The organism is Streptomyces graminofaciens (assembly GCF_030294945.1).
GTDB classification, from domain to species: Bacteria; Actinomycetota; Actinomycetes; order Streptomycetales; family Streptomycetaceae; genus Streptomyces; species Streptomyces graminofaciens.
In genome coordinates this window covers 3,290,121-3,316,555 of the sequence record NZ_AP018448.1, presented here as the reverse complement: position 1 = coordinate 3,316,555, position 26,435 = coordinate 3,290,121, and the positions used below count along the sequence as shown (strand labels likewise).

The window sequence follows — 26,435 nt, the reverse complement described above, 5'->3', positions numbered from 1 at the left end:
GCCGTTACGGCAACGGAAGTGGCCCCCGTCCGGTGCGTCGGCGCAGGCTGGCGGCATCCGGAAGAGAGGCTCGTTCCCATGGCACACGACCACCAGCACGGTCATCACCACCACGGCGACCATCAGAACCGCACGGACATCGACTGGGCCGACATGGCCGAACACCTGGAGGAGCAGGCGGAGCTGTTCGCGCCGCTGTACCGCAAGGCCGCCGCCTGGGTCGCCACGCAGCAGCCCGAGCCGGGGCTGGTCGTCGACGTGGGCAGCGGCCCGGGCGTGGTGAGCTGTCTGCTGGCCGACGAGTTCCCCGGCGCCCGGGTGGTCGCCGTCGACGGCTCGGGCCCCCTGCTGGAACGGGCCCGGGACCGCGCCGAACGCCTTGGCCTCGCCGACCGGTTCGGCACGCTCGAAGTCGAACTTCCCTCGGGGCTGGCCGATTTGGAGTACCCGGCGGATCTGCTCTGGGCGGGACGCAGCCTGCACCATCTCGGGGACCAGCGGGCCGGCCTCGCCGCCTTCGCCGAACGGCTCGCGCCCGGCGGTGTGGTGGCGCTCGTGGAGGGCGGTCTGCCCGCGCGTTTCCTGCCGCGCGACATCGGCATCGGCCGCCCCGGGTTGCAGTCCCGGCTCGACGCGGCCGAGGAGGCGTGGTTCGGCGAGATGCGGGCCGCGCTGCCCGGAAGCGTCGGGGAGGCGGAGGACTGGGCCGCGCTGCTCACCGGAGTGGGCCTGCGGCACGCCACGTCACGCACCTTCCTGCTCGACCTTCCGGCCCCGGTGGGGGAAGCGGCCCGCGCCTACGCCGTGGCCACGTTCCGGCGCCGCAGGGAGAGCTTCGAGGACCTCCTCGACGCCGGCGACCTCGCCACCCTGGACCAACTCCTCGACCCCGACGACAAGTCGAGCCTGCACCACCGCCCGGACGTCTTCGTCCTCGCGGCCCACACGGTGCATACGGGGCAGGCGCGGCCGGTGGGGTGAGCGGGCACAGCCCGACCGAGGTGCCGGAGACGCGGCGCACACGTGAACCGCCCGCCGGAGCGCGCCGGGGCGGGCGGTTCGCGGCCGTTCGGGGCGGCCCTCAGACCACGTCGAAGGCGGCAGGGTCGGGGCCGATGCGACGGTCCTCGTTCAGCGCGCTGATCGCGGCGATGTCCTCGGTGTCCAGGGTGAAGTCGAAGACCTCGATGTTCTCCTTGATCCGGGCCGGGGTCACGGACTTCGGGATGACCACGTTGCCCAGCTGGAGATGCCAGCGCAGCACGATCTGGGCCGGCGTACGGCCGTGCTTCTGGGCGATGGCGATGATCGCCGGGACCTCCAGCAGGCCCTTGCCCTGGCCGAGCGGCGACCAGGCCTCGGTGGCGATGCCCTGCTCCGCGTGGTACTCACGGGCCGCGCGCTGCTGGAGGTGCGGGTGCAGCTCGATCTGGTTGACGGCCGGGATGACGTTCGTGGCCTCGATCAGCGTCTCCAGGTGCTCCGGGAGGAAGTTGGAGACACCGATGGACTTCGCGCGGCCGTCCGCGTACAGCTTCTCGAACGCCTTGTACGAGTCGACGAACGTGCCCCGGGCCGGCAGCGGCCAGTGGATCAGATACAGGTCCACGTACTCCAGGCCGAGCTTGTCCAGGGACGCGTCGAAGGCGCGGAGCGTGGAGTCGTACCCCTGGTCGCTGTTCCAGAGCTTGGTGGTGACGAAGAGGTCCTTGCGGGGGACGCCGGAGGCGGCGATGGCCTTGCCGGTGCCCGCTTCGTTGCCGTAGATCGCGGCTGTGTCGATGCTGCGGTAGCCGGCCTCCAGGGCGGTGGTGACCGCCTGCTCGGCCTCGTCGTCCGGCACCTGCCACACGCCGAAGCCCAGCTGGGGCATCTCGACGCCGTTGTTCAGGATGATCGGGGGGACCTTGCTGCTCACGAGCTCTCGATCCTTCAGTCGTCGGGTGGTACCTCCCATCGTCAACGATCAGAACCCCTCGTGCATTCCTGAACGCCTTCCCGGGCACGCGTCCCGGCCGCCGATCCACAGAATGGCCGGAAATGGAGCGTTGGCGTCCGCCTGTCGGACCGCGCCGCAGTCCCGTTCCGCGCTACACCCTCGCGCCGAGATAGGCCTCCCGCACCCTCGGATCCGCCCGGACCTCGGCCGCCGCTCCCGTGGCGAGCACCCGGCCCAGGTCGAGGACGGTGACACGGGCGCAGAGGTCCATGACGAAGGCGACGTCATGCTCCACAAGGAGTACGGAACAGCCGTGTTCCGCTGTCAGCCGGCGGATGACGGACGACAGCTGCCGGTGCTCGTCGGCCGTCATCCCGGCCGCGGGCTCGTCCAGCAGCAGCACCTCCGCCCCGTCCACCACCGCCCGCGCCAGCTCCAGCATCCGCGCCCGCCCGACGGGCAGGGCCCCCGCGTACACCTCGGCCACCGTGTCCAGGCCGCACATCCGCAGCACCTCCGCCGCCCGCTCCCGACGCGCCCTCTCGTATCCGCGCCGGGTCGGCGCCGCCAGCAGATCGGCCACGAGGACGCCTCCGCCGCCCCGCCACTCCTGGGCGACGAGCAGGTTGTCGGCCACCGTCAACTGGCCGAAGAGCTGCTGCCGTTGGAAGGTGCGCCGCATCCCGTGGCGGGAGCGCCAGACGGGGGAGCGGCGGGTGACGTCCGCGCCGCCGAGCAGCACACGGCCCGTGTCGGGGCGGCGGATACCGGACAGTACGTCGAACAGGGTCGTCTTGCCGGCCCCGTTCGGGCCGATCAGCCCGCACACCTCACCCGGGCGCAGGGCCAGATCCACCCCGTCGAGGGCGCGCACCCCGCCGAAGCGGACACCGACGCCGACGGCCTCCAGCACGGGGGCGGCTCCGCTCACGGCCGGGTCACCCCTTTGGCGTGTCGCTCCCGGTCAGCGGGGTGGGGGTTCCCCTTGCCGCCGATCCCCAGGTACGCCTCCGTGAGCCGGTCCTGCGCCACCTCGGCACGTGGCCCGCACCATCTGACCCGCCCCTGGGCGAGATAGGCGACCGTGTCCGCGACGCCGAGGACCTCGGCCGCCTTTTCCTCGACGAGCAGCAACGCGGTACCGGCGGTCCGGAGTTCGGTGAGCAGCGCGAAGACCTCGTCGACCACCCGGGGCGCGAGCCCCAGGGACGGCTCGTCGGCGATCAGCACGGCGGGCGGTCGCTGGAGCAGCGGGGCGAGCGCCAGCAGCTGCTGCTCGCCGCCCGACAGCGAACCGGCGACGACCCCGCGCCGCGCGGCGAGCCCCGGGAAGCGGGCGTACACGGCCTCGCGTTCGGGACGGGAGCGCAGCCGCAGGGCGAGGTTCTCCTCGATGGTGAGCGAGGGGAAGATCCCGCGTCCCTCGGGTGCCAGCACCACCCCGGCCCGCGACCGCCCGACGGCACCCTGCCGGGTGGCGTCCCGCCCGGCCACGTACACCTGCCCGTCCAGCGGCGCCAGCAGCCCGGCGGCGACCCCGCACACTGTCGACTTCCCGGCCCCGTTCGGCCCGAGCAGGGCGAGGATCTCACCGGGGCGCACGGCGAGGTCGACACCGTGCACGACCGGTGCGCCGTCGTATCCGGCACGCACGGCACGCAGGTCGAGGGCGGCGCCGGGGGTGGTCTTGAGGGGCGAGCCGGGGGTGGTCTTGAGGGCGGCGCCGCGGGCAGCTTCGACGGTGGTCTTCGAGGCGGCTTCGGGGACGGCGGCTTCGGGGACGGCGGCGTCGGCGGCCGCGCGGGTGGCCCCGGTGGTGGTCTTCAGGGCGGCTTCGGGTGCGGCCCCGGCAGCGTTCTTCAGGGCAGCGCCGGTGCCTCCCCCGACGACGGCCTCACCCGCCGGCGACCCCGACGGCGCCCGCACCTCCGCCACCGCACCCCGCCCCAACCCCCTCCGCTGCCACCGCACCGGCAGTGCCGCGCAGTACCCGTCCGGGTCGTTCGCCAGGGCCAGCCCCGCCAGCCCGAACAGGATCACCGGCAGCTGCGCCGACTCGGTGACGTAGTCCGCCACGACATGCGGCACCACCGCGTACACCAGCCCCGCCACCACGGCGTACTGCGGTCGGCGCAGCCCGGCCGCCACGACCACCGCGAGCCACACCAGCCCCGTCATCGCGGTGAAGTCGGTGGCCGTGATCCGGGTGCTGTACGAGGCGTAGAGCACGCCCCCGAAACCGGCGAGCCCGGCGGACAGCGTGAAGAGCGTCAGCTTGGTCCGGACGACCGAGACACCCGAGGCCATGGCCGCAGCCGGAGCCGACCGCACGGCGAGCATGGCGCGTCCGGAGGGCGAGTCGCGCAGCGCGCCGAGGGCCGCCACGAACAGCGTGACGAGCACGAGCACGGCCACGCCCATCGCCCGGTCGTCGTTCAGGTCCACCGGGCCGAACACGGGCCGCGGGACCGCCCAGCCGGTGTCGCCGTTCCGCAGCCAGCCCATCTGGAACAGCACTTGGTCGGCGAGGAAGGCCAGTGCCAGCGTCGCGAGGGCCAGCGTACGGCCGCCGAGCCGCAGCGCGGGCAGCGCCACCAGCGCGCCCAGCACCGCCGCCCCGCACGTCCCGACCAGCGCGGCGGCCACGAACGGCCAGCCGTGGCTCATCAACAGCCCCGCCACCAGCGCGGCCCCGGTCACAAAGGTCGCCTGCGCCAGCGACACCATCGCGCCCAGCCCCGTGACGACGGTGAACGAGAGGAACACCAGGGAGATCGCGAGCCCTTGCGCGAGCACTCCGCTCCAGAAGGGCGTGGTGACCGTGTAGAAGGCCACCGCCAGTAGTACGGCCGCCGCCGCCCACGGGCCCCAGCGCCTGGCCCAGGACCGCCCGGCCAGATAGTCGACCGGCGGCGCGTCGACCGCGGCCGTGCCCGCCGTCCGCCGCCGCCGGGTCAGCACCAGCAGCCCGGCGAAGAGGATCAGGAACGGCACCGCCGTACGGAAGCCGGTGATCCGCTCGGCGAAGGACGCGTATCCGGCGACCAGGTTCTGCAGCACGCCGAGCCCCAGCCCGCCCGCGAAGGCCAGCGGCACGGAGGCGAAGCGGCCGAGCACGGCGGCCGTCGCCGAGACGAACAGGAACAGGGTGAAGTCATGGGCGGACAGTCCGAGCAGGGGAGTCGCGAGGACACCGGCCAGCCCCGCGAGGCCGCTCGACAGCATCCACGCGATCGACGACAGCCGGTCCGCGCTCATCCCGCGCAGCTCGACCAGCGTCCGGTTGTCCACGGTCGCCCGCAGCCGCAGCCCGAGCGGGGTGTGCCGCATCAGCACCCACAGCCCGCCCGCCACCACCGCGGTCGCCACCCAGGTGATCACCTGGTCGGAGTCGACGCCGACCCCGGCCACCGGCTGCCAGGACACCGCCGGACTCGGCCCGACGCCCGGCAGCCCGAACTGGTTCTCGGCGGGCTTCACCGACGCCCCCGCGTCCGCCAGCAGCTCCACCACCCACAGGCCCAGCGCGGGCAGCGCCACCAGCAGCCCGATCGTGGCCACGATCTGAGCCGTCTCCCCGACCCGCGCCAGCTTCCGGAACATCAGCCGGTCAAGACCCCAGCCCAGTGCGGGCGCCATCCCGCACACCAGCAGCACGGCGGTCGGCACGGCGGGCCAGCCGAAGCCCGAGTGCAGCTCGTAGAAGGCGAGCGCGCACAGGTAGGCGGTGGCGCCGTGCGCGAAGTTGAACAGGCCCGAGGCCGAGTACGACAGCACCAGCCCGGTCGCCAGCAGCGCGTACAGCGCGCCCGAGACCAGCCCGCTCAGCACGAACCCCAACAGATCGGCCATCTCCAGCCCCCAAGTCCCCTTGCCCGTCGGCTACTTGAAGGGGATGGGCGGATAGCACGCGAAGGGTGCCGACACCACGTACTTCCCGCCCTTGAGCTGCACGAGCGCCCCGCACCCGAACGATTCCTTCTGTCCCCGGGGCTCGGCCCGGTCCCCGACCAGCGTCCCCTTGTCCGAGAAGCCCTTCGCCGCCTTCTGGAAGGAGGCCACGGTCAGGTCCTCGCCCGCCTTCTCGGCAATGGCCAGGAACAGATCGGCAGACATGTACCCGGTGACCATGTGCATGTTCAAGGCGACGCCCTTCCCCGCCGCCTTCCGGATGTCCTCCTCGAACTGCCGCATCTCCGCGCTTGCCTGCTCGAACGGCTGGAACGACAGCAGGATGTGCACCCCGTCCAGCGCCTGCCTGGTCGCGTCCTTGGCGAGCAGCGCCGGGTCGTAGTCCGTGGGATCGGTGAGGACACCGTCGTAGCCGGTCCGCTTGAGCGCCGTGAACAGGCCGATGTTGTACGGCGTCTGCATCACGGAGACGACCGCGTCGGGCGCCTTCCCGCCGTCGCTGCGCAGGAGCGCCTTCGTGTACGCCGACCAGTCGCTCGGCACCGAACCTGCGGGCACGGCGGGTTTGGCGTACGCGACCTCGAAGCCCGCCGCCTCGAAGCTCTGGCTGTAGGTGCGGACGGCGAACGTACCGGCCTCGCTGTCGTTGGCGAGGATCGCGACCGACCTGCCCTTCGCGCCGCCCATCACCTGCTTCAGCCCCTCCGGCCAGGTCTGGGAGATGGTGCCGCCGGGGGAGGGGACCATACAGCCGCCGAAGCCGTAGATGTAGGCCGGGCCGCAGAAGGAGGGGAGGGTGCCCCAGCCGAAGGTCGGTACCTTCTGCTGCTGGAGGAAGTCGGCGCCCGAGAAGGTCGTGGAGCTCATCGGCACCACCGCGAACACCTCGTCGCGCTGCACCAGCTTGCGGGCCGCCGCGAGGTTCTTCGCCGGGTCCTGTCCGTCGTCCTCCGCGCCCAGATACTCGATCCGACGCCCGTTGACCCCGCCCTCGGCGTTGGCCCGGTCGAACCGTGCCTTCGCCCCGAGGTCGGTGTCCTTCTTCGAGTACCCCGTACTGGTCGTCATCGAGACGATGCCGCCGACCTTGATCGAGTCGTCGCTCACCCCGCGCACCGCGTTGCCCGGCTTGTCCGAACTCCCGGCGGTGGAGGCGGAGTTGCAGGCGGTGGCGAGGACGAGGGCGGCCACGGCGGCGGTGATGACGCGGATCGGGCGCGACACGGTCGGTCCCCCTTCGTCGGGTGACCGAAAGACTGCGGCAGATCTGACGGATCGTCAATAACCGCCGTCAAGGATGTGATGAACCGTCAGTTCCGAGGAGATGGCGGCTCGGGCCCGCTCCCCGCCCGGTACGCGGGCGGACTCAGGCCCGGTAGAGAGCCTCCACCTCCTTCGCGTACGTCTTCTCGATCGCCTTCCGCTTCAGCTTCAGCGAGGGCGTGAGCAGCCCGTGCTCCTCGGTGAACTGATGGGCCAGGATGCGGAACGTGCGGATCGACTCGGCCTGCGACACCAGCGTGTTCGCGGCGACCACGGCCCGCCGGACCTCGGTCTCCAGTTCGGGGTCGCGCACCAGCTCGGCCGGGGAAAGTTTCTGCTTGTCGTGCATCTGGAGCCAGTGCTCGACGGCCTCGCCGTCCAGGGTGACGAGGGCCGCGATGTACGGCCGGTCGTTGCCGACGACGATGCACTGGGCGACCAGCGGATGGTCGCGCACCCGTTCCTCCAGGATCGCGGGCGAGACGCTCTTGCCGCCGGAGGTCACCAGGATCTCCTTCTTGCGCCCGGTGATCGTGAGGTAGCCGTCCTCGTCGAGTGAGCCCAGGTCGCCGGTGGCGAGCCAGCCGTCCTGGAGGGTCTCGTCGGTGGCCTTGGGGTTGTTGAGGTAGCCCTGGAAGACGTTGGGGCCGCGCAGCCAGATCTCGCCGTCGTCCGCGATGTGCACGGTCATACCGGGGATGGCCTGGCCGACCGTGCCGTAACGGGTGCGCTCGGGCGGGTTGGCGGTCGCGGCCGCCGTGCACTCGGTGAGGCCGTACCCCTCGAAGATGTGGACGCCGGCGCCCGCGAAGAACAGTCCGAGCCGGCGGTCCATCGCGGAGCCGCCGGACATCGCGTACTTGATCCGGCCGCCCATCGCCTCCCGGATCTTGGCGTAGACGACCTTGTCGAAGAACTGGTGCTGCATCCGCAGCCCCGCCGACGGGCCGGGCCCGATGCCCCAGGCCTTGGCCTCCATCGCGTCCGCGTACTTCACCGCGACCTCGACGGCCTTCTCGAACGGCCCCGCCCTGCCCTCCCGCTCGGCCTTGCGCCGGGCCGCGTTGAACACCTTCTCGAAGATGTACGGCACGGCCAGGAAGAACGTCGGCTGGAAGGCGGCGAGGTCCGGCAGCAGCACGGCCGCGTTGAGCTGTGGCTGGTGTCCGAACTTGACCTTGCCGCGGATCCCGGCGACCTGCACCATCCGCCCGAAGACATGCGCGAGGGGCAGAAACAGCAGGGTCGCCGCCTCGTCGCCCCTGCGGGACTTGAACAGCGGCGACCAGCGTTCGATGACGGTCTCCGCCTCGAACATGAAGCTGCCGTGCGAGATCACACAGCCCTTGGGGCGGCCCGTGGTGCCGGACGTGTAGATGATCGTCGCAATCGAGTCGGGCGTGACCGCCTTGCGGTGGCGGTGCACCACGTCGTCGTCGAGATGCGCCCCCGACTCGTACAGCTCCTGCACCGCGCCCACGTCCAGCTGCCACAGCCGCTGCAACTGGGGCAGGCGGTCGATGACCGTCGCGATGGTCATCGCGTGGTCCTCGTGCTCGACCATGGCCGCCGTGCACTGCGCGTCGTACAGCATCCAGAAGACCTGCTCGGCCGACGACGTGGGGTATATCGGGACGACCTGCGCGCCGATGGTCCACAGGGCGTAGTCGAAGAGGGTCCACTCGTAGCGTGTACGGCACATGATGGCGACCCGGTCGCCGAACCGGATGCCCTGCGACAGCAGCCCCTTGGCCAGCGCCAGCACCTCGTCACGGAACTCGGCACAGGTCACATCGCGCCACTCGCCGTGCTCGTCCTTGCGGCCGAGGGCGATGTACAGGGGGTCGTCCTGGGCGTGCTCGAAGACGACGTCGGCCAGGCCGCCCACCGGCGGCGCCGACGCCAACGAAGGGTTGGTGAACTCGCGCAAACCCGCTCCTCGTGGCGCTCCGCACAGCGCGTGAAAGCTACCTCACCACGAGATCGGGCGGGAGGGGGTGCGGAGGGGACGAACCAGCACCGAACAGTATCGACGGCACGGCGTGGCGCCGGAAAATCTACGTGGACAGGGAGGTATCCGACGCAATTACTGACGCCTCAGTAAGTTTCGGCACCGTAATCTCCACCGAATCTGTACGTCCCGATTGCGGTGCGCGTCCCCTCAATAGACCTGATCCGGGTGAACGCGAACAAATTTCGCGTTCGGGCCCCGGTGGGGCCGGGGCGCGCCGCTTCATGCCGGCCCCAGCGATACCGGTCGGGGGTGTCGGGGGTCGATGCCTGTTCCAGCGGCCTAACCGGTTATACCGGTTACAACTCGGCTGTCGTACCCCGGCTCTCAGACGCCCCGGGCGCCGCCGTGCAGCCGGTCCCCGCCGGAGAGGATCGCGGCGGCGAGGGCGTCGGCCGCGCTCGACGCCGCTCCCGGCCGCCGCCCGTGGACCAGCACGAAGTCGACCTCGCCCAGCTCCGGCAGCCCGGCCCGCTCCGGCATCCGCACCAGCCCCGGCGGCACCAGGCGCCGCGAGTGGGCCATGACGCCGAGCCCGGCGCGGGCGGCGGCGATCAGGCCGTTGAGGCTGCCGCTGGTGCAGGCGATGCGCCAGGCGCGGCCCTCGCGCTCCAGGGCCTCCAGGGCGAGGGCACGGGTGATGCCGGGCGGCGGGAAGACGATCAGCGGCACCGGGCGGTCGGCGTCCAGCCGGAGCCGTTCGGCGCCGATCCACACCAGACGGTCGTGCCAGACGAGCTCACCGCGCGGCTCCTCAGGGCGCCGCTTGGCCAGCACCAGATCGAGCTTGCCCGCCGCGAGCTGCTCGTGCAGCGTGCCCGACAGCTCGACCGTCAGCTCCAGGTCCACCTCGGGATGGTCGAGCCGGAAGCCCTCCAGGATCTCCGGCAGCCGGGTCAGCACGAAGTCCTCCGAGGCGCCGAAGCGCAGCCGCCCGCGCAGCCGGGTCCCCGTGAAGAACGCCGTCGCCTGCTCGTGCACCTCCAGGAGTCGGCGCGCGAAGCCCAGCATGGCCTCGCCGTCCTCCGTCAGCTCCACCGAGTGCGTGTCCCGGGAGAACAGCTGCCGCCCGGTCGCGTCCTCCAGCCGGCGCACATGCTGGCTGACCGTGGACTGGCGCAGCCCGAGCCGCCGGGCCGCCTGGGTGAAGCTCAGGGTCTGGGACACGGCGAGGAAGGTCCGCAACTGCGAGGGGTCATACATACCGACACCGTATCCAGTTATCGCGATGTGCGATCGCAGTCAGAACGGTATGACGGATTCCCGATCACGGGCCGGGAGAGGACGATGGAGAGGGGCTCTCCGGCCCCCGACGCACCCCCATCGAACGTACGTGGAGCACCGTGAAACGCCTGCAGTGGCCCGGTTGGATGCCGATCGACCCGTACATCCTGCTGTTGCTCGCGACGGTCGGTCTCGCGGCACTCCTGCCGGCGCGGGGCGTCACCGCCGACGTCGCCTCGGGCGCCTCCACGGCCGCGATCGCCTTCCTCTTCTTCCTCTACGGCGCCCGGCTCTCCACCCGCGAGGCCGTGGACGGTCTCAAGCACTGGCGCCTCCATATCACCGTCCTGGCCTGCACGTTCGTCGTCTTCCCGCTGCTCGGCCTGGCCGCCCGGGCCCTCGAACCGGTGTTCCTGACGCACTCCATCTACACCGGTCTGCTCTTCCTCACCCTCGTCCCGTCGACCATCCAGTCCTCGATCGCCTTCACCTCGATGGCCCGCGGCAACGTCCCCGCCGCGATCTGCGCGGGCTCCTTCTCCTCCCTCGCGGGCATCGTCATCACTCCACTGCTCGCCGCGACCCTGCTCGGCGGCAGCGTGGGCGGCTTCTCCGCCGACGCGCTCGTCAAGATCGTGTTCCAACTGCTGGTGCCGTTCCTCGCCGGGCAGATCGCCCGCCGCTGGATCGGCGACTTCCTCACCCGCCACAAGCAGGTCCTCGGCCTCGTCGACCGCGGCTCGATCCTCCTCGTCGTCTACGTCGCCTTCAGCGAGGGCATGATCCGCGGCATCTGGAGCCAGGTCAGCCCCCTGCGGCTCGTCGGGCTGCTGGGCGTCGAGGCCGTCCTCCTCGCCGTGATGCTGGCGCTCACCTGGTACGGCGCGAAGGCGCTCCGCTTCGACCGGGCCGACCGGATCGCGATCCAGTTCGCCGGCTCGAAGAAGTCCCTCGCCTCCGGGCTGCCCATGGCGAGCGTCCTGTTCGGCGCCGAGGCCTCCCTCGCCGTACTGCCGCTGATGCTGTTCCACCAGATGCAGCTCATGGTCTGCGCGGTCATCGCCAAGCGCCGCTCCCTCGATCCACTGGAGCCCGAGACCACCCAGGAGCGGGACGAAGCGATACGAACCGCGGTCGGTACAGGCACACCTTCCGCGTGATGTTCAGCTGCGCCGAGGCCCCGCCGGCGTACGTGACCGGGGAGGGCTTCGAGGGGCGCGGGGAACTGCGCGACAAGCCCCCACCTGGGCCGCGGCCGACGCACATGCCCGGGTGCCTGGGTGCGGAGCCCCCAGCTTGTGGATGGGATGGGCAGGGGCGGCGGGGGCGAAAAGGCACCCGGCCGTCCGGGCGGAGCTAGAGGCGGAGCCCCTGCGCGGCGCAGGGGGCGCTCCCCGCCGGTCGGGGCCCCGCCGCCGTGTCGCGGGGAGCCGGTCAGCCCTGGGCGGCCGCGGCCCGCAGTGCGACCCGATGCTCACCCGCGTACACGTTCATGGAGGTGCCCCGAAGGAACCCGACCAGCGTCAGCCCGGTCTCGACCGCGAGGTCCACCGCCAGCGACGACGGCGCCGACACCGCCGCCAGCACCGGTATCCCCGCCATCACCGCCTTCTGCGCCAGCTCGAACGAGGCCCGCCCCGAGACCAGCAGCAGCACACGGGACAGCGGCAGATCGCCGCTCTGCAGAGCCCGTCCCACCAGCTTGTCCACCGCGTTGTGCCGCCCCACGTCCTCCCGTACGTCGAGCAGCTCCCCCTCCTCGCTGAACAGGGCCGCCGCATGCAGACCCCCGGTCCGGTCGAAGACCCGCTGGGCCGCGCGCAGCCGGTCGGGGAGGCCGGCGAGCAGTTCGGGGTCCACCCGCACCGGGGGAGTGTCACCGCCGTGCGTGTCGTCGATCGCCCAGCGGGCCGTCGTACGGACCGCGTCCAGCGAGGCCTTGCCGCACAGACCGCACGACGAGGTCGTGTACACGTTCCGCTCCAGCGTGATGTCCGGGATCACCACCCCCGGCGCGGTCCTCACATCCACCACGTTGTACGTGTTCGAGCCGTCGACCGTGGCGCCCGCGCAGTACACGATGTTCTGCAGATCGGCCTGCGCGCCGAGCACACCCTCACTCACCAGGAACCCGGCGGCGAGCGCGAAGTCGTCACCGGGGGTGCGCATGGTGATCGCGAGGGGCTTGCCGTTGAGCCGGATCTCCATGGGTTCCTCGGCGACGAGGGTGTCCGGGCGGGTGGAGACAGCCCCGTCCCGGATACGGATCACCTTCCGTCGTTCCGTGACTCGTCCCATGCGTCCCTACCCCTCTTTCCGTCCTCGTCCCCATCGGCCCCGGTCGGCCGTCCCGATCAGTCCCGGTTCTGTACGTGCTGGTAGCCGAAGCGGCCCTTGATGCACAGGTTGCCGTGGGTCACCGGATTGTCGTGCGGAGAGGTGACCTTCACGATCTCATTGTCCTGCACGTGCAGAGTGAGATTGCAGCCCACACCGCAGTACGCGCACACCGTGGTCGTCTCGGTCTGCGCCGACTCGTCCCACGTACCGGCAGCCCGCATGTCGAACTCCGACTTGAACGACAGCGCCCCCGTCGGGCACACCTCGATGCAGTTCCCGCAGTACACGCACGCGGAGTCGGTGAGCGGGGCGTCGTGCTCGACGGCGATCCGGGCGTCGAAACCGCGTCCGGTGACGGAGATCGCGAAGGTGTTCTGCCACTGGTCACCGCACGCGTCGACGCACTTGTAGCAGAGGATGCACTTGTCGTAGTCGCGGACGTAGAGGTCGTTGTCGATCTTCGGTTGCTCGTTGAGGCGGGCCGCGTCCGGGCCGAAACGGTCCGGTTTGGCCTCGTACTCCTTGAGCCATTCCGCGACTCTCGGTGTGGTCGACAGATCGACCGACGAGGCGAGCAGTTCGAGCACGACCTTGCGGCTGTGCCGGGCCCGCTCGGTGTCGGTCCTCACCTCCATACCGGGCTCGGCCTTGCGTGAGCAGGCCGGGACCAGGGTCCGGGCCCCCTCGACCTCGACGACACAGACCCGGCAGGCGTTCTTGGGGGTGAGGGTGTCGCCCTGGCAGAGCGTCGGTATGTCCTTCCCGGCCGCCCGGCAGGCGTCGAGGATGGTCGAGCCCTCGGGGACCCGGGCCTCGTCGCCGTCGATGGTGAACTCCAGGAGGCGGCGCGGCACTCCCAGCGGTATCACGGTCATTCGTACGCCCCCAGACGGTCGATGGCGGATTCCACGGCGTTCCACGCGGTCTGGCCGAGACCGCAGATCGAGGCGTCCCGCATCGCCCGGCCGACCTCCCTGAGCAGGGTGATGTCCTCGGCGGCCGCCGCACCCGTCCGCTCCACGATCCGGTGCAGCGCCTCCTCCTGCCGTACGGTCCCGACCCGGCACGGCACGCACTGCCCGCAGGACTCGTCCCGGAAGAACTCCGCGATGCGCAGCAGCAGCCGGGGCAGCGGAACCGTGTCGTCGAAGGCCATGACCACCCCCGAGCCGAGCGTGGTGCCCGCCTCCCGGGTGCCCTCGAAGGTGAGGGGAATGTCCAGCTCGTCGGGCCGTACGAAGCCGCCGGCCGCGCCACCGAGAAGCACGGCCCGCAGCCGGCCGCGCACCCCGGCCAGTTCCAGCAGCTCGCCCAGCGTCGCGCCGAACGGCAGCTCGTAGATGCCGGGCCGGTCCACGCTGCCCGACACACAGAACAGCTTCGGCCCGGTGGAGCGGCCGGTTCCGATCGTCGCGTACGCCGGGGCGCCCAGGGTGAGGATCGGCAGGACGTTGACGAGGGTCTCGACGTTGTTCTCGACGGTCGGCTTGCCGAACAGGCCCTTCTCCACGGGGAAGGGCGGCTTCGAGCGTGGCTCGCCGCGATACCCCTCGATGGAGTTGAAGAGAGCCGTCTCCTCGCCGCAGATGTAGGCGCCGGCCCCCCGGCGGATCTCGATGTCGAAGGCGTACCCCTGGCCGAGGATGTCGTCGCCGAGCAGTCCGCGGGCGCGGGCCTGTGAGATGGCGTGCTCCATGCGCCGCAGGGCCCTCGGGTACTCGCCCCGCAGATACAGATACCCCTGGTGGGCGCCGGTCGCGTACGCCGCGATCGTCATCGCCTCCACGAGGGCGTACGGGTCGCCCTCCATCACCACCCGGTCCTTGAAGGTGCCGGGCTCCGACTCGTCGGCGTTGCACACGAGGTAGTGCGGATGGTCGGGCTGCGACGCCGTGGCCTGCCATTTCCGCCCGGTGGGGAAGGCGGCGCCGCCGCGGCCGACGAGGCCCGAGTCGGTGACCTCGCGGATGACTCCGGCGGGGCCCAGGGCGAAGGCGTGGCGGAGGGCCGTGTAGCCGCCGTGGGCGCGGTAGTCGTCGAGAGAGGCGGGGTCGACGACGCCGACGCGGCGCAGCAGGATCAGCGAGGGGGCGCCCGCCTGGGGCACGGCCATGGCGGCCGGGGGTTCGGCAGCAGCCATTTCCGGGAGCGTGGCGGTGACGACGGTCGTGTCGACGGTGGCCGGTGCGACGACGGCCGTCACCCGGGAGGGAATTCGCCCCCGCCGCCCCTTCCCATCCCCGAGCCCTGGGGGCTGCGCCCCCAGACCCCCCTCATCGGCCTGAACGGCCTCGTCCGCAAACGCCGGACGGGCTGGTGGTGCCTGGCCCGGGCGATCGTCCAAGCCAGGTCCAGGGAATGTCAGCCCCCCCGGCGTTTGAGGAGCGGGGGGCCGGGGGTCGGCCCCCGAAACGGGGTCCGGGGCGGAGCCCCGTGGCGGGTCGAAGGGGCGCGGCCCCTGGCGGACGGGACGGGTAGGGGAGGCGGTGTCGACATCCCCGTCCGGCGCGGAGCCCCCCGCCCGCACCACCAACGCCGCGGGCGCCCGCTCGCACAACCCCAGACACGGACTCCGCTCGACCCGCACCCCACTCCCGAGCCCCAGCCGCGCCTCGACCCCCGCGCACAGCTCAGCCGCGCCCGCCGCCGCGCACGCCAGATCCGTGCACACCTGCAGCACGGTCGCCGGCCGGGGCTTCACCGAGAACATCGCATAGAACGTGGCGACCCCGTACGCCTCCGCCGGCGGCACCGTCAGCCGACGGCACAGATAGTCCAGCGCACCCTCGCTGATCCACCCCACCCGGTCGTTGATCGCGTGCAGCCCCGGCAACAGCAGATCGCGGCGCTCCCGGGCCGCCCGCCCGCCCCGCGCCCAGCGAAGGTCCGCGTCGGAGCGGTCCGCGCCCTCCCAGGAGGATTCCGGCGGGCCGAGCAGCGCGTCGACGGCCGCCTTCTCCTTGTCCGTGGGCTTGCTGTCGCCGAAGTGCAGATCCATGTCCTGTCTCAGCTCCTCACGGCCGTGGCGGGCGATTTCTCGGCCAGCTTCTCGACCAGCTTCTCGATCCGGATCGCCGACGCCTTGAACTCCGCCGTCCCCGCGATCGGGCAGTTCGCCTCGATCGTCAGCTGGTTGGTGTCCACCTCGTCGGGAAAGTGCATGGTCATGAAGGCGAGGCCCGGCCGCAGGGCCAGGTCGATCCACACCGGCGCCACCACCGACCCGCGCCGCGAGGACACCCGAACCTCCTCGCCGACCACGACCCCGTAGCGCTCCGCGTCCTCCGGGCACAGCTCGATGTACTCCCCGCGCCGCAGCGGGGACGCGTAACCCCCGCTCTGCACACCGGTGTTGTACGAGTCGAGCCGCCGCCCGGTGGTCAGCCGGACCGGGTACTCCTCGTCCGTCAGATCGACCGGCGGATCGTGCTGGACGATCCCGAACGGGGCGAGCCTGCCCCGCTTCGCCGGGTCGGGGTCCCACAACCGGCCGTGCAGATAGGTCGGTTCCAACTGCTCCGTGCTCGGGCACGGCCACTGGATGCCCTGGTGCTCCTGAAGACGCTCGTACGTCATCCCGTAGTGGTCCGGCGACACCGACCGCAGCTCGTTCCAGACGGCCTCGGCGTCGGCGTACTTCCACTCGTGCCCGAGCCGGGAGGCCAGGTCGCAGATGATGTCGATGTCCTCGCGCGCCTCGCCGGGCGGGGTGACCGCCCTGCGCACCCGCTGAACGCGGCGCTCGCTGTTGGTCGTCGTACCGTCCGTCTCCGCCCACCCGGCGGTCGCGGGCAGCACGACGTCCGCCAGCTCCGCCGTCTTGGTCAGGAAGATGTCCTGCACGACGAGGAAGTCCAGCTGCCGCATGCGCCGTACCGCCTGCTCGCTGTCCGCCTCCGACTGCGCCGGGTTCTCCCCGATGCAGTACACGGCCTTCAACGAGCCCTTCTCCATGGCCTCGAACATCTCCGTCAGGTTCAGCCCGTAGTGCGGCTGGATGACGGTGTCCCACGCCGACTCGAACCTCAGCCGGCTGTCGGGGTCGAGGATGTCCTGGAAGCCGGGCAGCCGGTTGGGGATCGCGCCCATGTCGCCGCCGCCCTGCACGTTGTTCTGGCCGCGCAGGGGCTGCAATCCCGAGGCCCAACGCCCCACATGGCCCGTCAACAGCGACAGATTGATCAGCGCGCGTACGTTGTCCGTGCCGTTGTGGTGCTCGGTGATGCCGAGCGTCCAGCACAGCTGGGCGCGCTCGGCACGGGCGTACGCGTGCGCCAGCTGCCGTATGGCGGCGGCCGGTACGCCCGTCACCTTCTCGGCGAGGGACAGCGTCCATGGCTCGACGAGGGCCCTGTACTCGTCGAAGCCGCTGGTCGCCCGCTCGATGAACGCCTCGTTGGCGAGCCCGGCGTGGATGATCTCGCGGCCGATCGCGTGGGCCATCGGGATGTCGGTGCCGACGTTCAGCCCCAGCCAGCTCTCCGCCCACTCGGCGGTGGACGTCCGCCTCGGGTCGACCGCGTACATGCGGGCCCCGTTCCTTATCCCCTTCAGCACGTGCTGGAAGAAGATCGGGTGGGCGAAGCGGGCGTTGGAGCCCCACATCACGATGACGTCGGTGTGCTCGATCTCCTCGTACGAGGAGGTGCCGCCGCCGGATCCGAAGGCAGCGGTCAGACCGGCGACGCTCGGTGCGTGGCAGGTCCGGTTGCAGGAGTCGACGTTGTTGGTGCCCATGACCACCCGGGCGAACTTCTGCGCCACGTAGTTCATCTCGTTGGTGGCACGGGCGCACGAGAACATGCCGAACGCACCCCGTGCGGCTGCCAGGCCCCGGGCGGCGCGGTCCAGGGCCTCGTCCCAGCCGGCCTGCCGGAAGGGTTCGTCGCGGGAGTCCCGCACCAACGGGTGGGTGAGACGGGTGTAGGTCTTCGGTTGACGTTTCCTCATGCGGCGCTCCTCAGTGCGAGCAGGTCCGAGATGGCGTGCACGGTGCGGAGCGTGGGCACCTCGACACCGGTGATGTCCGCCAGCTCGACGACGGCGGCGAGGAGTACGTCGAGTTCCAGCGGTTTGCCGCGCTCCAGGTCCTGGAGCGTGGAGGTGCGGTGGTCGCCGACGCGCTCGGCGCCCGCCATCCGCCGCTCGATGGAGACACCGACCTCGCAGCCCAATGCCTCGGCGACGGCCAGCGTCTCGGCCATCATCGTCTCGATGACCTTGCGGGTGCCGCCGTGCAGACACATCTGCCGCATGGTCGCGCGGGCCAGGGCGCTGATCGGGTTGAACGAGATGTTGCCGAGCAGCTTGATCCAGATGTCGCCCCGGATGTCGGGCTCGACCGGGCACTTCAGGCCACCCGCCACCATGGCCTCGCTGAACGCCCGGCAGCGCGCCGAGACCGTGCGGTCCGGTTCCCCGATGGAGAACCGGGTGCCTTCCAAGTGCCTTACGACACCAGGGCCTTCGAGTTCGGTCGCCGCGTAGACGACACAGCCGACGGCCCGTTCGGGCGCGAGCACCGCACTGACCGCGCCGCCGGGGTCCACGCTCTCGACACGGTGGCCGTCGTGGGGGCCGCCGTGCCGGTGGAAGTACCACCAGGGGATGCCGTTCTGGGCGGCGATCACCGCCGTGGTGCTGTGCAGCAAGGGCTCGATCAGCGGCCCGCACGCCGCGTACGAGTTGGCCTTGAGGCCCAGGAGGACGAAGTCGACCGGGCCGATCTCGGCCGGGTCGTCGGTCGAGTGGGCGCGGGCGGTGAAGTCCCCGCGCGAGCTGAGCACACGCACCCCGTCCCGCCTCATGGCCGCCAGATGCGGTCCACGGGCGACGAGATGCACGTCCGCGCCGGCGCGGTGGAGCGCGGCGCCGACATAGGCGCCGATCGCACCGGCGCCGAGAACTGCGACTTTCATGGTGAGGGAGCTCCGTTCGGTCGAGGGATACCGCGGAGATGGCGCACTGCCGAACACTGTCGACGAAATATTGTCTACAGTATGGAAGTTGGCTCGACAAGGGTTCACGCACGGGCCGGACAAGGCATTACCCGGACATGAAGGTGGCCGGGCCGCGACCGTTCGGCGCGCGGTGGATACCGCTCATCGGACACGGTCGACGCGCCGCCTTCTCAACTCCCCTGTCACTGCCTACCGTCCGGGATCATGAGTCCCCCCGTCGCCCCTCCGGGCTGGAGCCGATGGCTCGTCCCCCCGGCCGCCCTCTCCGTCCACCTCTCCATCGGACAGGCCTACGCCTGGAGCGTGTTCAAGCCGCCGCTCGAAGCCGCCCTCGGCCTGAGCGGCACCCAGAGCGCGCTGCCCTTCCAGCTAGGCATCGTCATGCTCGGTCTGTCCGCCGCGTTCGGCGGGACGCTCGTGGAGCGCAACGGCCCGCGCTGGGCCATGACCGTGGCCCTGATCTGCTTCTCCTCCGGCTTCCTGCTCGCCTCGCTCGGCGCGGCCACCGAGCAGTACTGGCTGATCGTCTTCGGCTACGGCTTCGTCGGCGGCATCGGCCTGGGCATCGGCTACATCTCGCCCGTCTCGACCCTGATCAAGTGGTTCCCGGACAGGCCCGGCATGGCCACCGGCATCGCGATCATGGGCTTCGGCGGCGGTGCGCTGATCGCCTCGCCCTGGTCCGCGCAGATGCTGGAGTCCTTCGGCGCCGACTCCTCCGGCATCGCCCTCGCCTTCCTCGTGCACGGACTGTCGTACGCCGTGTTCATGATGCTCGGCGTGCTGCTGGTGCGGGTTCCGCGCGGCGAGGCCCCTGTGAGCACTGACAGCGGACCGAGCGTCCTGGAGGGCCCGCAGGTCTCCGCCCGCAACGCCATCCGCACCCCGCAGTTCTGGTGTCTGTGGGTCATCCTCTGTATGAACGTCTCCGCGGGCATCGGCATCCTGGAGAAGGCCGCCCCGATGATCACGGACTTCTTCGCCAAGTCCGCCACCCCGGTCTCCGTCACCGCCGCAGCCGGTTTCGTCGCGCTGCTCTCCGCGGCCAACATGACCGGCCGTATCGTCTGGTCGTCCACCTCCGACCTGATCGGGCGGAAGAACATCTACCGCGTCTACCTGGGCGTCGGCGCGCTGATGTATCTGCTGATCGCGCTGTTCGGCGACTCCTCCAAGCCGCTGTTCATCGTATGCGCCCTGGTGATCCTCTCCTTCTACGGCGGCGGTTTCGCCACCATCCCCGCCTATCTGAAGGACCTCTTCGGCACCTACCAGGTCGGCGCGATCCACGGCCGGCTGCTCACCGCCTGGTCCACGGCCGGTGTCCTCGGGCCGCTGATCGTCAACTGGATCGCCGACCGACAGGAGGAGGCGGGCAAGGACGGCCCCGACCTCTACGGCCTCTCCTTCTTCATCATGATCGGCCTGCTCGCCATCGGCTTCGTCGCCAACGAGCTGGTCCGGCCGGTCCACCCCCGTTTCCACATCCCGTCCCCGAGGGAGGCAGCCGATGTCGTCGAGCGAAAGCAGTCCGAATCCGCCTGACCGGCGGCCACTGATCGTCCTGGCCTGGCTCTGGGTGGGGATTCCACTCGGGTACGGCCTGTACGAACTGGTCCGCAAGGCCACGCAACTGTTCACCGGGTGAGCGTTCGTCCTTCCGAGGTCTGACAGAAGCCCACAACCTGAGCTGCTCTTTCCTGTCGCCTCACCCGCCCTCGTACCCGTGAGTCACTGATCAGACTGGTGAATCCCGCTGACCGCTGACCGCTGACCTTAGGCAAAACGAGGGGATCCACCCATGAACGGCTCGCGCATCGCCGCCGTCGGCCACTACCAGCCCGCCAAGGTTCTCACCAACGAGGACCTGGCGGGCCTGGTCGACACCAGTGACGAGTGGATCAGGAGCCGTGTCGGAATCAACACCCGGCACATCGCCGGACCCGACGAACCCGTCGACGAACTGGCCGCGCACGCCGCGGCCAAGGCACTCGCCACCGCCGGCCTCGGCGCCGACAGCGTCGACCTGGTCGTCGTCGCCACCTCCACGGCCGTCGACCGCTCCCCGAACATGGCCGCCCGGGTCGCGCACCGGCTCGGCATCCCGTCCCCGGCCGCCATGGACGTCAATGTCGTCTGTGCCGGGTTCACCCACGCCCTCGCCACCGCCGACCACGCCGTGCGCGCCGGGGCCGCCACTCGCGCCCTCGTCATCGGCGCCGACAAGATGTCCGAGGTCACGGACTGGACCGACCGTACGACCTGCGTCCTCGTCGGGGACGGGGCGGGCGCCGCGGTCGTCGAGGCCGCCGACTCCGATGTGCCCGGCATCGGCCCGGTGCTGTGGGGCTCGGTGCCCGAGATGGGGCACGCCGTACGCATCGAGGGCACGCCCGCGCGGTTCGCCCAGGAGGGGCAGAGCGTCTACCGCTGGGCCACCACCAAGCTGCCGCCCATCGCCCGCGCGGCCTGCGAGAAGGCCGGGCTCGCGCCCGCCGACCTCGCCGCGGTCGTCCTGCACCAGGCCAACCTGCGCATCATCGAGCCCCTCGCGGAGAAGATCGGCGCGGTGAACGCCGTGGTCGCCCGCGATGTCACCGAGTCCGGCAACACCTCGGCCGCCAGCATCCCGCTCGCCTTCTCCAAGCTGGTCGAACGCGGCGAGATCTCCACGGGCGACCCCGTCCTGCTCTTCGGCTTCGGCGGCAACCTCTCCTACGCGGGCCAGGTCGTCCGCTGCCCGTGAGCCGCGGCCGTTCGTGGCGATGTGACGAGGCATACGCGTCGGCTCCCTGGCCAACACGAGTCGTAGACTGTAGACGAAAGACAATCCATACTGGCTGTTGACTTCGACTTTCCAGTACGGGCCGTTGACTTTCCGTGTGCAGTACACCCGGTGGTGCTCTGGAGGGGATCCGATGTTGTCGACAGGACTTCCGCAAGGGGCGGTGCCCAAGCTCGAACGTCCCGGTCCGCTCCGCGACCGCGTCTACGAGGCCCTGCTCGAACTCATCACCACGCGCGCCCTGCGCCCCGGCCAGCACCTGGTCGAGAGCGAGCTGGCCGGGCACCTCGGGGTGTCCCGCCAGCCCGTGCGCGAGGCACTTCAGCGGTTGAACACCGAGGGCTGGGTCGATCTGCGGCCCGCCCAGGGCGCGTTCGTGCATGAGCCGACGGAGGAGGAGGCCGACCAACTCCTCACCGTACGCACGCTGTTGGAGGCAGAGGCCGCCCGGCTCGCCGCCGCCAACGCGGGCACCGCCGGGATCACCGTCCTGGAGGAGCTGTGCGCCGAGGGCGAGCGCGCGGTGGCCGCCGACGACGTGGACGGCGCGGTCGCGATGAACGCCCGCTTCCACGCCAAGATCATGGAGCTGGCGGGCAACGCGGTCCTCGCCGAACTCGCCGCCCAGGTCGACCGCCGCGTCCGCTGGTACTACACCCCGGTCGCCCGCCGGCGAGGCCACCAGTCCTGGGTGGAGCACCGCGACCTGATCGCCGCGATCTCGGCCCGCGACGAACAGCGGGCCACCGAGGTGATGCGCGCGCACACGGAACACACGCGGAAGACGTACCACGAGCGCGAGAAGTAGCCGCGCTCATCTCGGCGGCGGCCGCGCCCGAGGTGGCCGCCGCTTTCGCGTGTTCCGGCGCGGACACCGCTCCCACCCGTGAAGGTTCGTCCTCGCGCCTGACCGTGGGTCGCCCTTTGTCCTGTGAGTGGAGAAAGTCGGCGGCAATCTCTGCGTAACTTCTTCCCAGACTCGGCGGTCACTGCTACGTTCCCTGCGAAAGCAAGCCACACACAGGTGGCCGGAACCCAGTGGACACAGGCCGGTTGAGGCATGGGAGGGGCTCGTGAGACGTATGACGGCTCGACCTGCGAACGCCCACCAGGCCCGGCTGCTACGGCTGTTGCGTGACGGCGGCCCCAACTCCCGTGCCCAACTGGGCGATCAGATCGACCTCTCCCGTTCGAAGCTGGCCGTCGAGGTGGACCGACTGCTGGAGACGGGCCTGGTCGTGGCCGACGGACTCGCCGCCTCGCGCGGCGGTCGCCGCTCGCACAACATCCGACTCGCCCCCGCACTCCGCTTCCTCGGCGTCGACATCGGCGCGACCTCCATCGACGTCGCCGTCACCAACGCGGAGTTGGAGATCCTCGGACACATCAACCAACCCACCGATGTCCGGGACGGCCCCGTCGCCGTCTTCGAACAAGTCCTCGCCATGGCCGCCAAGCTGAAGGCCTCCGGGCTCGCGGAAGGGTTCGACGGCGCCGGCATCGGCGTACCCGGACCGGTCCGCTTCCCCGAAGGCGTCCCCGTGGCCCCGCCGATCATGCCCGGCTGGGACGGCTTCCCGGTCCGTGAGGCGCTCAGCCAGGAACTCGGCTGCCCGGTCATGGTCGACAACGACGTGAACCTGATGGCGATGGGGGAGCAGCACGCGGGCGTCGCCCGTTCCGTGGGTGACTTCCTCTGCGTCAAGATCGGCACCGGCATCGGCTGCGGCATCGTCGTCGGCGGCGAGGTCCACCGCGGTACGACGGGCAGCGCCGGCGACATCGGGCACATCCTCGCCGTACCCGACGGCCGCCCCTGCGCCTGCGGCAACCGGGGCTGCCTGGAGGCCCACTTCAGCGGCGCCGCGCTCGCCCGCGACGCCAAGGACGCCGCCCAGCAGGGCCTCTCGGCGCAACTCGCCTCCCGCCTGGAGGCCAACGGCACCCTGACCGGTGTCGACGTCGCCGCGGCCGCCGCCGCCGGTGACGCCACCGCGCTCGACCTGATACGCGAGGGCGGCAATCGCACCGGCCAGGTCATCGCCGGACTCGTCAGCTTCTTCAACCCCGGCCTGGTGGTGATCGGCGGCGGGGTGACCGGCCTCGGCCACACGCTGCTCGCCGCGATCCGCACCCAGGTCTACCGCCAGTCACTTCCCCTCGCGACCGGCAACCTGCCCATCGTCCTGGGGGAGTTGGGCCCCACCGCCGGAGTCATCGGCGCCGCCCGGCTCATCAGCGACCACCTGTTCTCGCCCGCGTAAGCCACTCGCCCGCGTAAGCCACTCGTCAGCAGAGACCACCAGTTCAGCGCCCCACTTCGCTCTGCTCTGCTCTCTTCTTCACCCTGCCCTGCCCTGAACCCGCCTGCCCACGCACGCGCATAGCCCTGAAACCGGCCCGCACGCCCGCCAAGGGGACCTCATGGCACCAGAACCACCGCTGCTCACCATGTCCGGCATCACCAAGTCGTTCCCCGGAGTCCGGGCCCTCGACGGCGTCGACCTCGACGTCCAGGCCGGAGAAGTGCACTGCCTGTTAGGCCAGAACGGCGCCGGCAAGTCCACGCTCATCAAGGTCCTGGCCGGCGCCCACCAGCCCGACGGCGGCACGATCACCTGGCGGGGCGAGCCCGTCACCCTCAAGTCCCCGATCGCCGCCATGCGCCTCGGCATCGCCACCATCTACCAGGAACTCGACCTGGTGGAAGGCCTGTCGGTGGCCGAGAACGTCCACCTCGGGCACGAACCCACGGCCGCCGGCTTCGTCGTACGGGGAAAGGCGGCGCGCTCCTCAACTGCCGCACTGCTCAGGCGACTCGGGCATCCTGAGATCGATGCGGCCCGGCTGGTCGGAGAGTTGCCGGCCGCCCAGCAGCAGATCGTGTCGATGGCCCGGGCGCTCTCCCACGACGTACGGCTCATCGTCATGGACGAGCCGTCCGCCGCGCTCGACCCGGACGAGGTCGACAACCTGTTCAGGATCGTCGGGGACCTGACCGCCGACGGGGTCGCCGTCGTCTACATCTCGCACCGCCTGGAGGAGATCCGCCGCATCGGCGACCGGGTGACCGTGCTGAAGGACGGCCGGGCCGTGGCCGGTGGGCTGCCCGCGAAGTCGACGCCGACGCGCGAGGTGGTGGCGCTGATGACCGGCCGGAACGTCGAGTACGTCTTCCCGGACCGCCCGCTTGCGCCACCCACGGCCGGCGCCCCTGTGCTGGAGGTACGGGGGCTGGCCCGCGACGGCGAGTTCGAGCCCTTCGACCTGGAGGTCCGGCCCGGTGAGATCGTGGGCCTCGCCGGACTCGTCGGTTCGGGGCGGTCGGAGATCTTGGAGACCATCTACGGCGCCCGCAAGCCGACTTCCGGTCAAGTATCGGTAGCGGGGCGGCAGTTGAGGCTCGGCAGCGTACCGGCCGCCGTACGCGCCGGGCTCGGGCTCGCCCCCGAGGAGCGCAAGGCGCAGGCGCTGCTGATGCTGGAGTCCGTCACCAGAAACGTCTCCGTGTCGTCCATGTCCCGCTTCGCACGCGGCGGCTGGATCGACCGGGGAGCGGAGCTGAAGGGCGCACGGGCCGCCACCCGGGAACTGTCGCTGCGCCCCGACAACCCGTCCGTACCGGTACGCACCCTCTCCGGCGGCAACCAGCAGAAGGCGGTCCTCGCCCGCTGGCTGCTGCGCGGCTGCCGGGTGCTGCTGCTCGACGAGCCGACCCGGGGCGTCGACGTGGGCGCCCGCGCCGAGCTGTACGCGGTCGTGCGGCGCCTCGCCGACGAGGGCCTGGCCGTCCTGCTGGTCTCCAGCGAGGTCCCCGAGGTGCTCGGCCTCGCCGACCGGGTGCTCGTACTGCGCGAGGGCCGCGTCGTGCACACCGCGCCCGCCCGTGAACTCGACGAGCACCGCGTGCTCGACCTCGTGATGGAAGGAAGCCCCGTGACTGTTGAAGGGAGCCCTGCGTCATGACGCAGCCCGTGTCCCCGCCCCGGGGCGGCACCGACAAGGTGACACCCGTCAGCGCACCACCCGCCTGGCGCACCCTCGTGTTCCGCGCCGACGTCCGCACCCTCTCGCTGCTCGGCGTCCTCGCCGCCCTGATCGTCATCGGCGGCATCACCAAACCGGACGAGTTCCTCGACACCCGCAATCTCCAACTCGTCCTCACCCAGGCCTCGGTGATCGGTGTCGTCACCGTCGGCATGACCTTCGTCATCACCTCCGGCGGCATCGACCTCTCCGTCGGCGCGATCGTCGCACTGGCCTCGGTCTGGGCGACCACGGTCGCCACCCAGGAGTACGGCTTCGCGGGCATCCTCTTCACCGCCGTGATCGTGGGCGTCGGGTGCGGCCTGGTGAACGGACTGCTCATCGCGTACGGCGGGATCGTCCCCTTCATCGCCACGCTCGCCATGCTCGCCTCGGCCCGGGGGCTCGCCCTCCAGATCACCGACGGCAGCACGCAGATCGTCAGCGTCGACACGATCCTGGACCTCGGCGAACGCGACGCGTATGTCCTCGGCGTCCCGCCGCTCGTTCTCGTCTTCGCGGTCGTGACCGCCATCGGCTGGCTGTTGCTGAACCGCACGACCTTCGGGCGGCGCACGGTCGCCGTCGGTGGCAACGCGGAGGCGGCGCGGCTGGCGGGCATCGACGTCCGACGGCAGCGGCTGTATCTGTACCTGCTCTCCGGGCTGTGCTGCGGCATCGCCGCGTTCCTGCTGATCGTGCTCTCCGGTTCCGGCCAGAACACCAACGGCAACCTCTACGAACTCGACGCCATCGCCGCAGCGATCATCGGCGGCACCCTGCTCAGCGGCGGCCGGGGAACCATCACCGGCTCCGTGCTCGGCGTCCTGATCTTCACGACGATCACCAACATCTTCGCGCTGAACAACCTACAGAGCGACGTCCAGCAGATCGCCAAGGGCGCGATCATCGTCGCGGCCGTGCTGGTCCAGCGGCGCACGGCGACCACCACCTGAGACGCCTGATCACTTCTGT

At 70.9% G+C, this 26,435-nt stretch carries 20 protein-coding genes; 9 read left to right on the top strand and 11 right to left on the bottom strand.

Annotated features, from left to right (window positions below; translation table 11 throughout):
* The first annotated feature begins 78 nt into the window (after positions 1-78).
* Positions 79-981, top strand: coding sequence for a class I SAM-dependent methyltransferase (locus tag SGFS_RS14240; RefSeq protein WP_286250414.1), 903 nt, complete (start codon positions 79-81; stop codon positions 979-981).
* A gap of 100 nt (positions 982-1,081) precedes the next feature.
* Here the strand turns inward: SGFS_RS14240 and SGFS_RS14235 are convergent, their stop codons facing one another.
* The 6 genes from SGFS_RS14235 to SGFS_RS14210 all read right to left on the bottom strand — a co-directional run bounded on the left by SGFS_RS14235 (position 1,082) and on the right by SGFS_RS14210 (position 10,328).
* On the bottom strand, positions 1,082-1,918 hold the full coding sequence (locus tag SGFS_RS14235) for an aldo/keto reductase (RefSeq protein ID WP_286250413.1): 837 nt from the start codon (positions 1,916-1,918) through the stop codon (positions 1,082-1,084).
* 172 nt (positions 1,919-2,090) lie between these two features.
* The gene (locus SGFS_RS14230; protein WP_286250412.1) at positions 2,091-2,870 is read right to left on the bottom strand and encodes an ABC transporter ATP-binding protein; all 780 of its coding nucleotides are present in this window, start codon (positions 2,868-2,870) and stop codon (positions 2,091-2,093) included.
* The gene (locus SGFS_RS14225) at positions 2,867-5,791 is read right to left on the bottom strand and encodes an ABC transporter permease subunit (protein WP_286250410.1); all 2,925 of its coding nucleotides are present in this window, start codon (positions 5,789-5,791) and stop codon (positions 2,867-2,869) included. Before SGFS_RS14225 ends, SGFS_RS14230 begins: the two co-directional genes overlap by 4 nt.
* 30 nt (positions 5,792-5,821) lie before the next feature.
* On the bottom strand, positions 5,822-7,075 hold the full coding sequence (locus tag SGFS_RS14220; RefSeq protein ID WP_286250408.1) for an ABC transporter substrate-binding protein: 1,254 nt from the start codon (positions 7,073-7,075) through the stop codon (positions 5,822-5,824).
* Between the two features lie 142 nt (positions 7,076-7,217).
* Positions 7,218-9,044, bottom strand: coding sequence for an AMP-dependent synthetase/ligase (locus SGFS_RS14215; RefSeq protein WP_286250407.1), 1,827 nt, complete (start codon positions 9,042-9,044; stop codon positions 7,218-7,220).
* A 408-nt stretch (positions 9,045-9,452) separates the two neighbouring features.
* Positions 9,453-10,328, bottom strand: a complete 876-nt coding sequence (locus SGFS_RS14210; protein WP_286250406.1) for a LysR substrate-binding domain-containing protein — start codon at positions 10,326-10,328, stop codon at positions 9,453-9,455.
* A 140-nt stretch (positions 10,329-10,468) separates the two neighbouring features.
* On the opposite strand from SGFS_RS14210, the gene SGFS_RS14205 reads away from it, so the two are divergent.
* Positions 10,469-11,509, top strand: a complete 1,041-nt coding sequence (locus tag SGFS_RS14205) for a bile acid:sodium symporter family protein (protein WP_286250404.1) — start codon at positions 10,469-10,471, stop codon at positions 11,507-11,509.
* Positions 11,510-11,783: 274 nt separating this feature from the next.
* Here SGFS_RS14205 and fdhD read toward each other — a convergent pair whose 3' ends face one another.
* The 5 genes from fdhD to SGFS_RS14180 are packed head-to-tail and all read right to left on the bottom strand — an operon-like array spanning position 11,784 to position 18,607.
* Positions 11,784-12,647, bottom strand: coding sequence for a formate dehydrogenase accessory sulfurtransferase FdhD (fdhD, locus tag SGFS_RS14200; protein ID WP_286250402.1), 864 nt, complete (start codon positions 12,645-12,647; stop codon positions 11,784-11,786).
* A gap of 56 nt (positions 12,648-12,703) precedes the next feature.
* On the bottom strand, positions 12,704-13,564 hold the full coding sequence (locus tag SGFS_RS14195) for a 2Fe-2S iron-sulfur cluster-binding protein (RefSeq protein WP_286250400.1): 861 nt from the start codon (positions 13,562-13,564) through the stop codon (positions 12,704-12,706).
* The gene (locus SGFS_RS14190) at positions 13,561-15,687 is read right to left on the bottom strand and encodes an NAD(P)H-dependent oxidoreductase subunit E (RefSeq protein WP_286250398.1); all 2,127 of its coding nucleotides are present in this window, start codon (positions 15,685-15,687) and stop codon (positions 13,561-13,563) included. The genes SGFS_RS14195 and SGFS_RS14190 overlap by 4 nt, the downstream gene beginning before the upstream one ends.
* Before the next feature lie 8 nt (positions 15,688-15,695).
* Positions 15,696-17,639 carry a molybdopterin oxidoreductase family protein gene (locus SGFS_RS14185; RefSeq protein WP_286250397.1) on the bottom strand — a complete coding sequence of 648 codons (1,944 nt, stop codon included), beginning with the start codon at positions 17,637-17,639 and terminating at the stop codon, positions 15,696-15,698.
* The gene (locus tag SGFS_RS14180) at positions 17,636-18,607 is read right to left on the bottom strand and encodes a 2-dehydropantoate 2-reductase (protein ID WP_286250396.1); all 972 of its coding nucleotides are present in this window, start codon (positions 18,605-18,607) and stop codon (positions 17,636-17,638) included. Before SGFS_RS14180 ends, SGFS_RS14185 begins: the two co-directional genes overlap by 4 nt.
* 246 nt (positions 18,608-18,853) lie before the next feature.
* On the opposite strand from SGFS_RS14180, the gene SGFS_RS14175 reads away from it, so the two are divergent.
* From SGFS_RS14175 to SGFS_RS14145, 7 genes are all read left to right on the top strand, one after another.
* Positions 18,854-20,194 (top strand): OFA family MFS transporter, encoded by a 1,341-nt coding sequence (locus tag SGFS_RS14175; RefSeq protein ID WP_286250395.1) that lies wholly within the window; start codon positions 18,854-18,856, stop codon positions 20,192-20,194.
* Positions 20,160-20,297: an MFS transporter small subunit gene (locus SGFS_RS14170; RefSeq protein ID WP_286250394.1), complete on the top strand. Its 138-nt coding sequence runs from the start codon at positions 20,160-20,162 to the stop codon at positions 20,295-20,297. Before SGFS_RS14175 ends, SGFS_RS14170 begins: the two co-directional genes overlap by 35 nt.
* A 153-nt stretch (positions 20,298-20,450) precedes the next feature.
* Entirely contained in the window at positions 20,451-21,395 is a 945-nt protein-coding gene (locus SGFS_RS14165) for a beta-ketoacyl-ACP synthase III (protein ID WP_286250393.1), read from the top strand.
* A 172-nt stretch (positions 21,396-21,567) separates the two neighbouring features.
* Complete coding sequence (locus SGFS_RS14160; protein ID WP_286250392.1) at positions 21,568-22,242, top strand: GntR family transcriptional regulator; 675 nt, start codon at positions 21,568-21,570, stop codon at positions 22,240-22,242.
* Between the two features lie 274 nt (positions 22,243-22,516).
* The gene (locus SGFS_RS14155; RefSeq protein ID WP_286250390.1) at positions 22,517-23,698 is read left to right on the top strand and encodes an ROK family transcriptional regulator; all 1,182 of its coding nucleotides are present in this window, start codon (positions 22,517-22,519) and stop codon (positions 23,696-23,698) included.
* Between the two features lie 160 nt (positions 23,699-23,858).
* Positions 23,859-25,400, top strand: coding sequence for a sugar ABC transporter ATP-binding protein (locus tag SGFS_RS14150; RefSeq protein ID WP_286250388.1), 1,542 nt, complete (start codon positions 23,859-23,861; stop codon positions 25,398-25,400).
* Complete coding sequence (locus SGFS_RS14145; protein ID WP_286250387.1) at positions 25,397-26,416, top strand: ABC transporter permease; 1,020 nt, start codon at positions 25,397-25,399, stop codon at positions 26,414-26,416. The genes SGFS_RS14150 and SGFS_RS14145 overlap by 4 nt, the downstream gene beginning before the upstream one ends.
* Positions 26,417-26,435: the final 19 nt, after the last annotated feature.